Origin of the sequence: Spiroplasma endosymbiont of Sarcophaga variegata, assembly GCF_965178695.1 — a bacterium.
In the GTDB taxonomy this organism is placed as follows: domain Bacteria; phylum Bacillota_I; class Bacilli_A; order Mycoplasmatales; family Mycoplasmataceae; genus Spiroplasma; species Spiroplasma poulsonii.
The window spans coordinates 353,699-368,758 of record NZ_CBCXVU010000002.1; the positions used below are offsets into that span (position 1 = coordinate 353,699).

Here is a 15,060-nt window from a genome sequence, read left to right on the forward strand (position 1 = left end):
TTATTTTCTCCTATAACTCTTTTTCATACATAATCATTGCTAAAATAGCTAACGGTGCTGTTTCTGCTCGCAAAATACGTTGTCCTAGTGAAACTAGATTATAACCATTCGCTGTTAAAACCGTAATTTCTTCTGCCGTAAAGCCACCTTCTGGTCCAATTACAATAGTAACTGTTGTAAAGTCTTGGTGTAAAAAATCCTTTAGTTGTGAATTTTGCCCCACTTTTTCATAACAAACAAGGTTCACATCACTCTGATATTTTTGTAAAACTTTTAAATCACTCTCAACATCACTTATTAAAGGGATTTGATTTCGATATGATTGTTCACTAGCTTCTTTACAAATTTTTGTTCAACGCTCAATTTTTTTAATGTTATTTTCACCTTTTAATTGTACCACACAACGTTTAAACTGAAAGGGAATGATTTCATTAACTCCTAATTCAGTAGCTTTTTGCAATAAATAATCTCATTTTGTATTGCGAATTAAACCAGCAATTAAACGAATCTTAATTGGACTTTCGTGATTTTGTTTTAATTTTTTTGTTAAGTTAAATAAATAATTTTGTGGTGGAACAACTTCAATTGTTGTTAAATAATGTTCAGCATTATAAATACAAATGATTTGTTCATTATCTTTTAAGCGTAAAACTTGTTTAATTTGTTTAACATCATCAGCTGTTAAAACAAAATAATCATGTTCTAATGTTATTGCAAAAAAACGATGCATTACTGTTTATCTCCTAATATTTCTCTCATTATTTCATCTAATTGATTATATAAAAATTGTAATGATGCAGTGGTTTTAACTTGATAGTCTGGTTTAATATCTTTAAATAAAGCCTTCTGAATTTTTAATAATTGTTTTGTTTGCGGTGCTGATTGTTGATCACGAGCGGCAATTCGTGCTAAAACTGTTTTTTCCCTAGCTGTAATCAAAATCTTAGCTCTAAAAGTTAAAGGTAAGATATTAAGTCCCACCGCTTCAATTAAAAAATCTTGCGCCGGATTATTATTAATTATTGTTAATATCTTGTCTCTTACTTTTGGTCACAAATAACTATTTAACTTTGTATTAGCTGTTTGATTAGTAAAAATAATTGTTCGTAAAGAAGGGCGATCTAAAAAGCTATCTTTAACAACCCCGGGAAAAGTTTTGTTTAAAAATATTAAAGTAGTTTTTTCCTGCATAATTTCTTTGGCAATTTGATCAGCTTTTAAATAAGTTAAATGATATTTATTTTGCAGATATTCACAAGCACTAGTTTTACCCGTACCAATATAACCATAAACACCAAGAATCATTCTTATTTATTCCTTTCACAATGTTTTACAAAATACATTAATTTACTGCTAATAAATTGTCATTAATAATAACATCAAAAATGGCTTGTGCTACCGCTGAAGTTTCAGATGGCGTATAGTGAATTCCATCATATGTTGTTTGATCTTCTATATGTGGATTAGCAGTTAGTTGTAAATTAACAACAAGAATTGTTAAATTAGCAAAATATTTTTGATAAGCACTTGGTAATGAAGTTAATAATTCACCATTATGCATTGTTAATGCTTTTGGTGGACAAACAACTAATATTTTATAATTAATTTCTTCATGATTATCACGATGAAAATTTTTCATTTGATTAATTAATTGTCCTAATGAAGTAACGATTTTTTCTTCAATTGGATAGTCTGCGATTTCTTTTAACTTTGCATACGCATCATAACCAAAATAATCGTTTGTTCCTAAAAAAACGATAAACAAATCAAACGGACTCGCTTTTTGGTACAATGCTAATAAACTATACATCCCATTATCTTGTGGAAACCCAAAATCAATTAATGGTTTAATAATTGTTCGTCCTGGTTGTGCATTAGTTTGAATTTCAATTTCTGTTGTTTGATAATGTTGAGTTAATAAATTTGCTAATTTTGCCGGTCAATTATCCGCTTCTGGCATCTTACCAATTCCCATTGGTAAATAACCAAATGTTAATGAATCTCCTAAAATTGCAATTTTTTTCTTCATTGAAACCACTCTCTCCTCTATACGATTATTTTATCTTACTTATAACTAATTATGCTTTAATTTTTAAAACTTTTTGAAAAAAGGAAATAATTCATACTAAACCAAATAAACTACGTAAAGCATTATTTAAATCTTGATAAACTCGCAAATATTGTACTAATGTATAAATTAAAAATAACAATGCAATAATAATAGAACAAAAAATTCATAATAACATTACAACCATAATATTTACTCACTCAGTAGTATTCTTTTCTAGTTGTTCAGAAAATTCGTCTGTGGTGTGGAACCGAGCTAAAAAATAACCCAATGGTCATAATAAAAGATATCAAAAATATAACAGTGGTGACAACAAAAGAAATAAAATTACCTTTATAAAAATAAGTCCTGCCGGTTGTTTCACTATTTCTCGCTTCTTTCTTACTATTATTAATTTTATAATGTTCTAAACAAGAATACAATACAAATTGTTTTTTTAAGTTAGAATTTGCAATTTTAGTAAAGGAGCATTTATTGGGTTGTGAAAAAAATCTTTTTTTGAAGTTTTATTAGTATTCCAATTGTAATGGTAATTCTGTTATTATCGTTATATTTTACAAATATTTGAAAGCCAACAGTCATTGCAATTGTTATTAATAATATTTTATTAATTATTGTTGGAATTTTTGCCGTGGTTTATTTACAAAATAGTTATCGGAACTTTGCAAAAGATGATACCGGTGAATTTCAGTATAATACTAAACAAAAATTTTGAAAATTAGGATTAATTGGTTTTATTGCAGATTTTTGTGACACAATTGGGATTGGTTCTTTTGCCATTAGCATTGTTTTATTAAAATTAACAAAGCAAGTTAAAAACGATAAACAATTACTAGGAACATTAAATGTTGGTCATGCTATTCCTACTTGTTTACAAGCAATTATTTTTATTTCTTTAGTAAAAGTCGAATGAATAACACTAGTATTATTAATTCCATCAGCTGCTATTGGTGCTTATATTGGCGCTTTTTTAGCTAATAAGATTAAATTAGGATGAACTCAAATTTTACTAGGAGTTGCTCTAATTATTATTTCAATCATTATTTTATTAGGTCAAAAAGAAGTTCATGTTATGCCATCCGCTAGAACAAGTGATTCGTTAGAAGTGTGGTGAAAATATCTCTTAGGATCTATGATCTTTTTTATATTAGGAATTCTACAATCATTAGGGGTCGGAATTTATGCGCCAGCAATGGCGGTAACATATTTAATGGGCTTAAGTTTATTATGTGCCTTCCCAATTATGATGGGATCAGCAGCCTTTTTAATGCCCATCGGGGCCTTTCGTTTTATTAAATATCAAAATTACGATATTAAGATTGCCACTAGTTTTATCTTGGGTGGTAGTTTTGTGGTTATTGCCTCTTATTTAATTGTCTTTATCGGAATTCAAAATGGATTAGGACTAGATAAAACTAATTTTATTAATGTGTTAAACTGAATTATTATTGTAGTAATTTGATATACAGCAGCAATGATGTTTTATAATTATTATCAACAACATCGAAAAGTTTTAGCTAAACCATAAATAAGATAAATGTTCTTTTATACAAATTCAAATTATAAATAAAGTTTTCGTAAAGCATAAGCAACAGGTGGGAAAATCGCAACTGCTAAAGCCATCTCAGGTAAGTAATTTGTTGCTAAAATAAGTCAAGTAAAAGTTCGAAAAATAGCTTGTTGATCAGGATTAGTATAAATTAATGGTCCAATAAAATACATAAAAACTAAAACAAAAATAGTATTTAAAGTTGCTGTTGTAAAGGCAATAATAACATTATAAATTTTTAAATAATGTCGTTGATATCATGTTAATTCAGTAATTTGATTTGCATAAATTTTTGTTTCAATGTTATCAGAAATCTTTGTTAAAAAATAAGCCAAAACCCCGACACAAAGTCCCATTAAAACACGGGGAACAACGGAAAATAAGGGGTTAATAAAAATAAAACTTGTAATCCCTGGGGAAATAAGTGTTTGAACTAACGAAGACAGGCCAAAAACAAGACCATAAATTAAACCTGCTCAAATTAAATTTAGATTCATTGTGACATATAACGCATACATTCCAATTAAAAATAAAATATGCATTAAAGTTAGATTAACTGGACCAACCGCAATATATCCTAATGAAGGAACTAATGCAAACAGTAAAAAAATAGCAATAATAATACTATTAATTGTAATCATTCTTGTTGTAATTTTTTTCATTTGTGCCTCCAATAATAATTTCACACTTACTATTATTGTTTCATTATTTTTTTGTTCCTCATTGTCATGTTTTTAACTTTGCTGTATCAGCAATCGCAATAATATATGGTAAGTTTCGTAAACGTTCTTCATAGTCTAACCCAAAAACAATTAAGAAAGCGTCCGGAACGTCAAAACCATATCAATCAGCAACTAAATCTACTTCGCGTCCCGCTTTTTTATCCAATAAAGTAACAACTTTAACGCTACGAGCACCTTTTAAATATAAATATTCTTTAATCATTTTAACTGTTTTACCACTATCTATAATATCTTCGACTAATAAAACATCACGATTTGTGACCGGAATTGGTAAATCTAATAAAATTTGTGGAACACCATTACTTTTTACCCCACCAAAATATGATGAAACAACCGTATATTCCGTCTCACATTCGACCCCAACTAAATGGGGAATAAATTTTGCCATAAAAGGAATACAACCTTTTAGTAATCCCAAACACAAAATGGTATTATCTTGAACCGGATATTCATTAAGATAATAACTACTAATTTCTTGCCCTAATTCTAAGCATTTTTGTTCAATTTCTTCTGCGGTAATTAAAACTTCTTTGACGAGTGGATGTAATTTCATTTTTTTGCCTCACTTAATATTAATAAGTTAATTATATTATAATCAAGCCCCAATTAAAAGGTTCTTAGTTTTAAAAAATCATTATTTATAATACAAGTGATTTTTTTTTGTTTTTAAAAAGTTTTATAAAAAACTTGGTTAAAATAAAGGTAGTAGCAAACTTAACAGGAGAATTCTAAAATGAAAATTGAAATTTATCACAGGATTATTAATTGCTTAGAAAACATTCGTATGCATTTAAGATTAAGCCAATTAAAATTTGCCGCATATTTTTCCTTTACACGGGAAGGATATCGCCTTGCTATTGCAAAAGATACTAACAAAAATAAAACTTATGTTAAAATTGATTTAATCCATATTTTAACAACAATCTTATATAACTTAGAAAATTATGATTTATGAAAGAAAAAAGCTTCTTTAATCGTTACCGAAATTGAATCGTGTTTTACCAAATATTACCAAAAATTAATTACTTTTCAGTAATTTGCTAAAAATTATTAGCACTTTATTCATAATTATTTTATTTAAATTATTCTAGAAAGGGGGAATTTATTATTAGCTTAAAACATAATAAAATCTGAATGAAACATCATACTTTACAAATAAGAAAGGAAAATAAACATGGCAAATACCCAATTATTTTTTCAACATTTTGGTTTAGAAATGTTCGGCACAATGCTTTTAATTATTTTAGGAAATGGTGTCGTTGCTAACATTTTATTAAAAAATACAAAAGGAAATGGACAAGGTTTTTTTGCAATTACTGCCGGCTGAGGTTTTGCGGTGCTAGTTGGAGCAATGGCTAGTAGCGCTCTAAAGGGAGTTGCTCATTTAAATCCAGCAGTAACATTTGCAATGGTTGTTCAACAAACTTGATTTATTAATAACGGGTGATTCTTACTACCAGCCTTATTATTAGGGCAAGTTGCTGGGGCTTTAATTGGCCAAATTATTGTAGATATCTTTTATTGAAAACATATTAAAGATACTGTTAGTGATAATCCCGATTTTATTCTTGCGATGCATGCAACAGGACCAACTTATCGTCCTGCCTTCTTTAACTTTTTTGCTGAATTTATTGGAACATTTGTATTAGTTGCCGCAATTTTAACAATTGGTAAATATGAAACATTTAGTTTAGGGACATTGGGGCCACTATTTGTTGGTTTAACAGTTTTTGGAATTGGAATCTCATTAGGAGGAACAACTGGTTATGCCATTAACCCTGTTCGAGACTTAATTCCAAGAATTGTTCATTTTGTTTTACCATTAAAAAATAAAGGCAACTCAGATTGAAGTTATAGTTGAATTCCAGTTGTAGCACCAACATGTGCTGGTCTTGCTACTGGCGGAATCTTCTTACTATTTTAAGCAATTTAATAGAAAGGATATTATAAATATCATGAAAAAATCCACTTATGATGTTTGTATTATTGGTGGTGGCGTTATTGGTGCGGCAATTAGCCGTGAATTAAGCCGCTATCAATTAACAACCATTACAATTGAAAAAAATAAAAAAGTAGCAATGGAAACTTCCGCTGGAAATTCTGGTGTTATTCATGGTGGTTTTGACCCAACACCAGGAAAATTAACCGCAAAATTAAATATAGAGGGACATCACCTTTATCAAACGATTTTTAAAGAACTAACAATTCCCTATCAACAAGTTAATTCACTTGTGATTGCTTTTAATGATGGAGAACAAAAACACTTAGAAATGCTATATGAACGGGGAATTACAAACAATGTTGATCCAAAACATTTACGTCTTATTAACCAAGCAGAAGTCCATGCTTTAGAACCAAACCTAAGTCCTGATGTTCAAGGAGCATTGTTATGTACTTCTTCGTATGTTGTTGACCCCGTGGTCTTAACCCAAAGTCTTTTTTCAAATAGTATTAAAAATAAGCAACATTTAAAGTTAGATCACATGGTAACAAATATTAAGTATCATGCTGATCAGAACCACTTTGAAATTACAACCTTACATCAAGAACAAAAAGTTACTTATTTTGCAAAATACTTAATTAATGCTGCTGGCCACTATTGTGATATCCTTGCCGCAAAAGCTGGTTATCCCGATTACGAATTAGTTACAAAACGTGGTGAATATCGTGTTTTAGAAAAAAGTGAGGGTAATTTAGTAAAAAATATTATTTTTATGGTGCCAACAATTCATGGTAAAGGTGTTATTGTTGCGCCAACGTTAGATGGTCATCTCTTAGTTGGCCCAACCGCGGAAGACAATATTCCAAAAGCAGAAACCCGTCTTGTTACACCAGCAATGTATGAAAAAATTGGTCAAATTGGAACTAAAATTATTCCAAACCTTAAAATGGAAAAAACATGTCAAACTTTTGCGGGATCACGCCCAATTGAACCCCTTTCCAAAGATTTTTATTTAAAACCAGCCCATGATAATCCAAGATTTATCAATGTTGCTGGAACAAAATCTCCCGGGTTAAGTAGTGCCCCTGCAATTACCAAATATATTTGCCATTTACTAACGGCCGCTGGCTGTGAATTAATCACAAACCCGCATTTTGATCCTATCCAAACTGAAATTATTCCAACAATTTAACGAAAGGAAACGTTTATAATGCCAAAATATATTATAAGTTTAGATGAAGGAACAACAAGTTGTCGCACTCTTGTAATTAATCACAAAGGTGAAATTGTCGCAAGTGATGCGCTAGAATTTAGTCAGATTTTCCCAAAAGCTGGTTGAGTTGAACATGACGCAGTTGAGATTTGAAACTCACAACGAACAACATTAGTGCAATCAGTTAATAAAGCAAAAATTAAACCAGAAGATATTGTCGGAATCGGAATTACTAACCAACGTGAAACAGTAGTAATGTGAAATAAACGCTCTGGTTTACCGATTTATAATGCTATTGTCTGACAAGACCGTCGTACTACCAAATATTGTGATGAATTAATTACCCAAGGAAAAAGTGAATTAGTCCAAACAAAAACTGGTTTAATTATTAACCCTTATTTTTCTGCGACAAAAATAAAATGGATTTTAGATAATGTTGAAGGAGCCCGCCAATTAGCAAAGGATAATAACTTACTTTTTGGAACAATTGATACTTGATTAATTTATCGTTTAACGGATGGTAAAACACACATTACTGATTCAACTAATGCCAGTCGAACAATGTTATTTAATATTCATACGAAAGAGTGAGATGATGAATTATTGACCTTAATGGATATTCCAAAGAGCATTTTACCAACAGTAAAATCCTCTTCAGAAGTTTATGGTCATACTTTTCCGGGATTATTAAGCAAAGAAACCGACGTTCAAATTCCAATTGCTAGTGCCATTGGTGATCAACAAGCAGCCTTGTTTGGACAGCTTTGTTTAGAACCGGGTGAAGTTAAAAATACTTATGGAACTGGATGTTTTATTTTAATGAACACCGGTCAAACTCCAATTAAATCAAATAATGGTTTATTAACAACAATTGCTCTTGATTATAAAGGAACAATAACTTATGCCTTAGAAGGTTCGGTTTTTGTGGCGGGAGCAGCTGTCCAATGATTGCGCGATCAAATTAAGATCATTTATCATGCTAGTGAAACGGATTGATACACAAATCTTGTTAAAGATGACCAACGAGTGTATGTTGTTCCTTCCTTTACAGGGTTAGGGTCACCATACTGGGATTCTTATTCACGCGGAGCAATCTTTGGATTAGAACGCAGAACAAAACGTGAAAACTTAGTAAAAGCAACCTTAGAATCATTAGCTTATCAGTCTTATGATGTTATTATGGCAATGGCTGAGGACTTAAAAAAACCAATTAAAAGAATTAAAGTTGACGGTGGTGCTAGCCGTAATGAATATTTAATGCAATTCCAAGCGGATATTACCCAAGTGGAAGTAATTCGCCCAAAAAGTATTGAAACAACGGCAATGGGAGCAGCCTTTTTAGCTGGTTTAGCTGTTGATTTCTGAACATCCCGTGATGAAATTAAACAAATTTTAAATGTTGATAAAACATATTATGCTAAATTAGATCAAGCAATTGTCCAAAAACTGTTAAAAGGTTGAAAGGTTGCTGTCAATCGAACATTAAATTGACTAAAAGATATTGAATAAAAAAGTGTTGTCAAATAAAAAAATGCTATTTATAGCATTTTTTTATTTATATTCCAATCTTATTTCATAAGCAATTGGATTGTATTCAGTATCTGTGTTTAATTCAACATGAAATATTTCTGGCTCCTCAGTGTTAACTTTTTTAACAAAGTATAATAAAACATCATCATTAATAACAGCATTTAACTCATTACTAGATATATAAATTTTGTTTTGTGTTCCAGAAGTTCCTTTAACTTCAATTTTCTTTGAATCTCCATTTAAATAAAAACTATCAACATCATATCCAGCATCATCAATATCTAAAATTTTTACTTTTGCAGCTAAATTATTTTTATTATTTTCTATTAAATAATGTTTTTCATAATCTCTAACAACTTCCTCTGCTTTGTTTCCTATTTTTGTTTTTTTAGTTAATGCTTCTTGCATTTGAACTCTAGAAATTATGTTTTTTTTATTATTTTTTTCTGTTTTCCCTTTAATTGGAATTAATTTTCTTTCATTAAAATTATAACTCTTAACCTTATCAACTTTTTTAATGATTCCATCTAATAAGTTATCAGAAATATTATCTATTAAATCAATTTTTTCTAACATATTATAATAAGAGGACATATTAATGTTTTCAGTAATTTTATCGTAAATTTCAAATAATAAATTTAGCTCGTTAAAAAGTATATCTTCATTTATTTCATCAAATGACAGTCATTTATATACAAATGAAGAATATAAATATAAATTACCCCTAGAAGATTTATTTGGATTTGAAGGAATTAATAATTTTTCTGGATTTGGGGGTAACACATTATTATATTTAAAATTAAATTCTTTTTCTAACTTTTCTTCTTTAATTTTGTCGAAAACTCTTGATATTTATAAAATATACCTAAAATTAGGTATATTTTTAATATATGGAGGTAAATAAATGATGAAAAAAATAATTACAGAATTAATAAATAGCTTAACAGATGATCAATTTTTAGAATTTTATGAAAAAATAAAACAACAAGCAGACTTAATTAAAAAACAAAAACGTTTAAATGAAATTGATCAAAAATTTAGAGATAAAGGCATTATATGTCCTAATTGCAAATCTTTTCATTGTGTTAAAAATGGTCATAATTCCGAAGGAAAACAAAAATATTTATGTAAAAAATGTCGTGCTAGTTTTGATGCATTTCGTCATCATTTTACTTATTGAAGTCATTTAAATTATGAACAGTGAAATTTATTAATTCAAATTTCATTGTTAGGACAATCTAGTAAAATAATTTCTCGTTTTATTAAAACAACCCCAAAAACCGCTTGATATAATCGACAAAAATTAATGCAATCAAAACAATTAGAAAATACACAGTTAAAATTTAAAAAATTAAATGGTCAAATCCAAATGGATGAAACATTTATTAAAGAAATTCATAAAGGCAATTTTAAAGATAAATTTGATAAACGAAAAACTCATCTCGATCCATTTTCAACTGATACCAAATGCTTTATTCAAATGGCAGTTGATAGCAATAATAATATTTTTGTTCAATCCACCAATACCAAAAGATTACAAAAACAATGGATTATTGAAAATATGAATAAGCAACTAATTAAAGAAAAATCAATAATTATTTCTGATATGCAACCACTATATTTATTAGTAGCAAAACAAACAAATTCTACTCTATATTCCACCAAAACTAGTACAAACCCTGATACTAGTTATCAAAAGTTAAATAAGATTAGTAAATTACAATCCAGTCTTAAAGAAGCCTTAATTCATTATCATGGTTTGGGTTTCACTAATATTCAAAATTATTTAAAGCTCTGAAAATGAAAATACCAACACAAAGGTTTAACACCAAACCAACAATCAACGGTATTATATTTTAACGTTTAAAAAATTTAAAGCAAAATCATAATCTTACACAAAATTAGTTTTCAAATTGTCATATTGATGATTTTTTTTATTTCATCAAGAGTTTTCGACAAAATTAAAGCTTTTCTTTGAATTTTTGATTATATTCAATTAATGTTTTAAAAATAATACTTTTTTTCTTCACTATTTTTTTACTATTAATCATATTTGCGGCACTACAACAAATACAAATAAAAATACCATTAAGTTCTGGAGTAAAAATTAATGCAGTTGCAAAACAATTAGAATCTGAAAATCATTTTGCTGAAGCTTTATCTTTTTTAATGCCTATTCAAGGAGTTTTAGCTAAACGACCACTTTCTTGAGAATACTTAGCCTATATTCACTTAAATCTAGATCAAAATCAATTAAAATATTATACTTTATTTCTTTCATTAATGAAAAAGCTTTCTTCAATTTTTTTTGATTATCTGATGAATAATCTTCTATTTTCGTATAATACTCTACCCCTCATGTAGTTTTAAGTAAACAACCTATTTCAATAAATTTATCCACAGTGTATACTCCTTTACTTGTAAATATATTAACATTTTCAAACAAAAAGGCACATAATGGTGCCTTATACAATTTAATTTGCTAATTAAAATAACTATTTTTTTAAATGTAAAACATGTTTTTTTAAATTATAGAATGTTTTAATTCCATCATATTCAGCAACAGGTCCTAATTCATCTTCAATTGCTAATAAACGATTATATTTTGCAATACGGTCACTTCGTGACATACTTCCCGTTTTAATTTGTCCAGCATTTAAAGCTACTGCTAAATCAGCAATTGTTGAATCTTCTGTTTCTCCCGAACGGTGTGAAACAACTGCTGTTCATCCAGCTTTTTGGGCCAATTGAATTGTATCAATTGTTTCAGTAACTGTTCCAATTTGGTTTAATTTAATTAAAACTGAGTTAGCAGCTTCATTAGCAATTCCTTCCGCTGTAATTTTTGGATTTGTAACAAATAAATCATCTCCTACAATTTGGATTTTGTGTCCCATTGTTTTAACTTGTAATTCAAATCCAGCTCAGTCCGCTTCTGCTAAACCATCTTCAACGGAAATAATTGGATATGTGTCAACTAATTTATCAATATATTTAATTAATTCTTCTGTTGTCATTGCATATTCTTTACCAGTTACTTTTTCAATTTTCTTAAAGTGGTATTTTTTATCTTCAAAATACAATTCTGATGAAGCACAATCCATTGCAATCATAACTCCATCTTCGCCTGGTTTATATCCGGCTGCTTTAATTGCATCAACAATTAAGTCTAAGGCAACTTCAGCTGGTGTTCTTGCTTGGAATGATGCTAATGATTGATCTTTATAAGCTCAATTAAAGTGTGGTGCAAAGCCCCCTTCATCGCCAACCGCAGTAATATCTCCTTTATCATGTAAGATTTTTTTTAACGTATGGAAAATTTCTGATGATCATCGTAGCGCTTCTTTAAAACTTGGTGCTCCAACAGGCATAATCATAAATTCTTGGAAATCAATTGCACTATCAGCATGTTCTCCACCATTAATAATGTTTAACATTGGTACTGGTAGTTTTTTAGCATTAACTCCACCTAGATATTTATATAATGGTATTTCTAATTCACAAGCAGCTGCTTTAGCAACCGCCATTGAAACTCCTAACATAGCGTTAGCCCCTAAATTCTTTTTAAAATCTGTTCCATCTAAAGCAATCATGGCTTTATCAATTGCAACTTGATCAGTTGCTTCCATACCAACAAGTTCTTCAGCAATTTTTGTATTCACATTATTAACAGCTTTTAAGACACCTTTCCCCTGGTAACGTCCTTTATCACCATCTCTTAATTCTAGTGCTTCACGGCTTCCCGTTGAAGCTCCTGATGGCACCATCGCTGAACCATATCCACCAAATTCTGTTCAAACTTCAACTTGAACCGTTGGATTACCTCGTGAATCAATTACTTCACGAGCATAAATTTTCTCAATTTTTGACATAATTTTGTACTCTCCTTCTAAGTCTATGAGATTATTATATTATTTGTTCTAGCAATAGTAAATAAATTACAATGAAAATTCAAGAAAAAACATCATTTTTCCTTGTTTTTTGATTGCAAAGATAAAATTATTTGCTATGATAATACTAATATATCATTAATTTTGGAACAGGACGGAAAAAAGATGGAAGGAAAAACACCAACAATTGTCTCAGGAATTACTGCCACTGGACAATTAACATTAGGAAATTATATTGGCGCAATTAAAAATTTTATTGAATTACAAAAAGATAATAATTTAATTATTTTTGTTGCAAATTTACATGCAATTACAATTCCCATTGGAAAAGAAGAATTACGAAGCAATATTAAAAATATGATTGCGTTATATTATGCTTGTGGTTTAGATCCTAACAAAGCAATTATTTATGTTCAATCAGATGTCTTAGAATTAACCCAATTAAGCCATATTTTATTATGTAACACCACTGTTGGAGAATTATCACGAATGACACAATTTAAAGATAAATCAATTAAAATGAAAGCGGAAAATGGAACTGAATTTATTCCAACCGGACTATTAACTTATCCAACCTTAATGGCTGCTGATATTTTATTATATGATGCTGACCTAGTTCCAGTTGGGAAAGATCAAAAACAACATATTGAATTAACACGAAACATTGCAGAACGAATGAATAATCGTTACCAACAAGAACTTTTTAAACTTCCTAATGATTTTATTCCCCCTGTTGGTGGTAAAATTATGGATTTACAAAATCCAACTAAAAAAATGAGTAAATCCTCAAATGATCCAAAATCTTTTATTGAATTATTAGATGCCCCGGACATTATTCGTAAAAAAATTCGTTCCGCAATAACTGATTCTGACGGGAAAATTGCTTATAATCCTGAACAAAAACCAGGGGTAAGTAATCTTTTAACAATTTATACTGTTTTAAAAAACATCACAATTGAAACTGCTGTTAAAACATTAAATAATTATGATTATGGTCAGTTAAAAGAAGAAGTAGCATCAACAATTATTGCAACCTTAAAACCAATTCAAATAAAATATCATCAACTAATTAAAGATGATACCATTGACCAATTAATTGATGCTGGCGCAGAAAAAGCTCGCTATCTTGCCAATAAAAAATTAACAAAAATTAAAAATACCGTTGGTTTAAATTATAAAAGAAAATAACACATAACAATTATTCTTAACGAATTTCATATTTTAACTGGTTCAATTGTCAACGATAATTGTTTTTTTGATCACTAACATTAAAGTTAAATTCACCTTGCTTACCAATTTGCTTAGTATCTAAATTATTAAACTGAAAATTAAGTTTATCGGTTAAATAAGCAGTTAAAGCAGAAATATTTTTAATTGTTTTAATATTACTAATTTTGAAATTATTAGAGTCATTGTAAACAGCTGTTAACCATCTTGTAATAATTGCTTCGTCAGTCATATTTTGTGAAAAAATAAAACTTGGATTCGTTTGGATATAATTAATTAAATAACTTAATAAATCTTTATTAATTTCATAATTTCAAAAAACATTACTATTTAAATTAATTGTTAAATAATAAATTTTTGTTGTTAAATGTTCGCCATCAATCGTAATTTCTTGCATTGTTGTTTCACCCTTTGTATAACTATATGCAGTAGTATTTCTAATCAAGGAAAATAATTGAAAATCACGATACAATTGTTCTGGTGGTGGTAACTTTGATGGCATTGCAACAAGATATGTTTTAAATAAAATGTTTTGTTTTGGTAATTCAAAAGCTGAAACTGCTTCTGAATTATTAAAATCATAATTAATGATTGGTGCCAAAGTGTGGGCTTCTTTTTCCTTATTAAAGGTTGTAAAAATTAAATCATCATTATCATGTTTTACTCAGTAATCACCTTCATCGTTAAATGCTTGCAAAGTAAACTGCGACAAAAACTGACTAATATCAGCTTCCATATCAGTATTTCGCGTTGGAACATAATGTCTTTCTTGTTGATTACAACTAATTACTGTTGTGACAGGTGTTACAATCATTGTTATTGTTCCTAGGATACCTATTATTTTTTTCATCATATCATTCCTTTTGTTAAGCTATATTGTAAATTATAACAAAAAAAG

Annotated in this window: 17 protein-coding genes; 7 read left to right on the plus strand and 10 right to left on the minus strand. The window is 29.0% G+C overall.

Annotated elements, in window-relative coordinates; translation table 4 throughout:
- Positions 1–10: 10 nt before the first annotated feature.
- The 4 genes from ACOBME_RS03470 to ACOBME_RS03485 are packed head-to-tail and all read right to left on the minus strand — an operon-like array spanning position 11 to position 2,255.
- Positions 11–730: an RsmE family RNA methyltransferase gene (locus ACOBME_RS03470; RefSeq protein ID WP_338963997.1), complete on the minus strand. Its 720-nt coding sequence runs from the start codon at positions 728–730 to the stop codon at positions 11–13.
- Positions 730–1,305 carry a dephospho-CoA kinase gene (gene coaE, locus ACOBME_RS03475; RefSeq protein ID WP_419334291.1) on the minus strand — a complete coding sequence of 192 codons (576 nt, stop codon included), beginning with the start codon at positions 1,303–1,305 and terminating at the stop codon, positions 730–732. The genes ACOBME_RS03470 and coaE overlap by 1 nt, the downstream gene beginning before the upstream one ends.
- Positions 1,306–1,342: 37 nt before the next feature.
- Positions 1,343–2,029, minus strand: a complete 687-nt coding sequence (locus ACOBME_RS03480; protein WP_338964000.1) for an SGNH/GDSL hydrolase family protein — start codon at positions 2,027–2,029, stop codon at positions 1,343–1,345.
- A gap of 49 nt (positions 2,030–2,078) precedes the next feature.
- Complete coding sequence (locus ACOBME_RS03485) at positions 2,079–2,255, minus strand: hypothetical protein (RefSeq protein ID WP_338964002.1); 177 nt, start codon at positions 2,253–2,255, stop codon at positions 2,079–2,081.
- A gap of 294 nt (positions 2,256–2,549) precedes the next feature.
- Here ACOBME_RS03485 and ACOBME_RS03490 point away from each other — a divergent pair, with 294 nt between their 5' ends.
- On the plus strand, positions 2,550–3,596 hold the full coding sequence (locus tag ACOBME_RS03490; RefSeq protein WP_338964004.1) for a TSUP family transporter: 1,047 nt from the start codon (positions 2,550–2,552) through the stop codon (positions 3,594–3,596).
- A gap of 32 nt (positions 3,597–3,628) precedes the next feature.
- On the opposite strand, the gene ACOBME_RS03495 is transcribed toward ACOBME_RS03490, so the two are convergent.
- Together ACOBME_RS03495 and hpt are read right to left on the minus strand one after the other, a co-directional pair.
- Positions 3,629–4,279, minus strand: a complete 651-nt coding sequence (locus ACOBME_RS03495) for an ECF transporter S component (RefSeq protein WP_338964006.1) — start codon at positions 4,277–4,279, stop codon at positions 3,629–3,631.
- 43 nt (positions 4,280–4,322) lie between these two features.
- Positions 4,323–4,913 carry a hypoxanthine phosphoribosyltransferase gene (gene hpt / locus ACOBME_RS03500; RefSeq protein ID WP_338964008.1) on the minus strand — a complete coding sequence of 197 codons (591 nt, stop codon included), beginning with the start codon at positions 4,911–4,913 and terminating at the stop codon, positions 4,323–4,325.
- Between the two features lie 180 nt (positions 4,914–5,093).
- On the opposite strand from hpt, the gene ACOBME_RS03505 reads away from it, so the two are divergent.
- The 4 genes from ACOBME_RS03505 (at position 5,094) to glpK (ending at position 9,024) form a co-directional block, all read left to right on the plus strand.
- Positions 5,094–5,396, plus strand: a complete 303-nt coding sequence (locus ACOBME_RS03505; RefSeq protein ID WP_338964010.1) for a hypothetical protein — start codon at positions 5,094–5,096, stop codon at positions 5,394–5,396.
- A 138-nt stretch (positions 5,397–5,534) separates the two neighbouring features.
- Entirely contained in the window at positions 5,535–6,284 is a 750-nt protein-coding gene (locus ACOBME_RS03510; protein ID WP_338964011.1) for an MIP/aquaporin family protein, read from the plus strand.
- A 31-nt stretch (positions 6,285–6,315) separates the two neighbouring features.
- Positions 6,316–7,494, plus strand: a complete 1,179-nt coding sequence (gene glpO / locus ACOBME_RS03515) for a type 2 glycerol-3-phosphate oxidase (protein WP_338964013.1) — start codon at positions 6,316–6,318, stop codon at positions 7,492–7,494.
- A gap of 18 nt (positions 7,495–7,512) precedes the next feature.
- The gene (gene glpK / locus ACOBME_RS03520; RefSeq protein WP_419334298.1) at positions 7,513–9,024 is read left to right on the plus strand and encodes a glycerol kinase GlpK; all 1,512 of its coding nucleotides are present in this window, start codon (positions 7,513–7,515) and stop codon (positions 9,022–9,024) included.
- A 42-nt stretch (positions 9,025–9,066) separates the two neighbouring features.
- Here glpK and ACOBME_RS03525 read toward each other — a convergent pair whose 3' ends face one another.
- Positions 9,067–9,621 carry a protein NO VEIN domain-containing protein gene (locus ACOBME_RS03525; protein ID WP_419334301.1) on the minus strand — a complete coding sequence of 185 codons (555 nt, stop codon included), beginning with the start codon at positions 9,619–9,621 and terminating at the stop codon, positions 9,067–9,069.
- A 328-nt stretch (positions 9,622–9,949) separates the two neighbouring features.
- Between ACOBME_RS03525 and ACOBME_RS03530 the strand changes: the two genes are divergently transcribed.
- The gene (locus ACOBME_RS03530) at positions 9,950–10,912 is read left to right on the plus strand and encodes a transposase (RefSeq protein WP_419334303.1); all 963 of its coding nucleotides are present in this window, start codon (positions 9,950–9,952) and stop codon (positions 10,910–10,912) included.
- 324 nt (positions 10,913–11,236) lie between these two features.
- Here ACOBME_RS03530 and ACOBME_RS03535 read toward each other — a convergent pair whose 3' ends face one another.
- Together ACOBME_RS03535 and eno are read right to left on the minus strand one after the other, a co-directional pair.
- Entirely contained in the window at positions 11,237–11,446 is a 210-nt protein-coding gene (locus tag ACOBME_RS03535; RefSeq protein ID WP_419334305.1) for a hypothetical protein, read from the minus strand.
- Between the two features lie 94 nt (positions 11,447–11,540).
- Positions 11,541–12,917, minus strand: a complete 1,377-nt coding sequence (gene eno, locus ACOBME_RS03540; protein ID WP_338964022.1) for a phosphopyruvate hydratase — start codon at positions 12,915–12,917, stop codon at positions 11,541–11,543.
- A 183-nt stretch (positions 12,918–13,100) separates the two neighbouring features.
- Here eno and trpS point away from each other — a divergent pair, with 183 nt between their 5' ends.
- On the plus strand, positions 13,101–14,123 hold the full coding sequence (trpS, locus tag ACOBME_RS03545; RefSeq protein WP_419334308.1) for a tryptophan--tRNA ligase: 1,023 nt from the start codon (positions 13,101–13,103) through the stop codon (positions 14,121–14,123).
- Positions 14,124–14,139: 16 nt separating this feature from the next.
- On the opposite strand, the gene ACOBME_RS03550 is transcribed toward trpS, so the two are convergent.
- Positions 14,140–15,015 carry a lipoprotein gene (locus ACOBME_RS03550; RefSeq protein WP_338964026.1) on the minus strand — a complete coding sequence of 292 codons (876 nt, stop codon included), beginning with the start codon at positions 15,013–15,015 and terminating at the stop codon, positions 14,140–14,142.
- Positions 15,016–15,060: the final 45 nt, after the last annotated feature.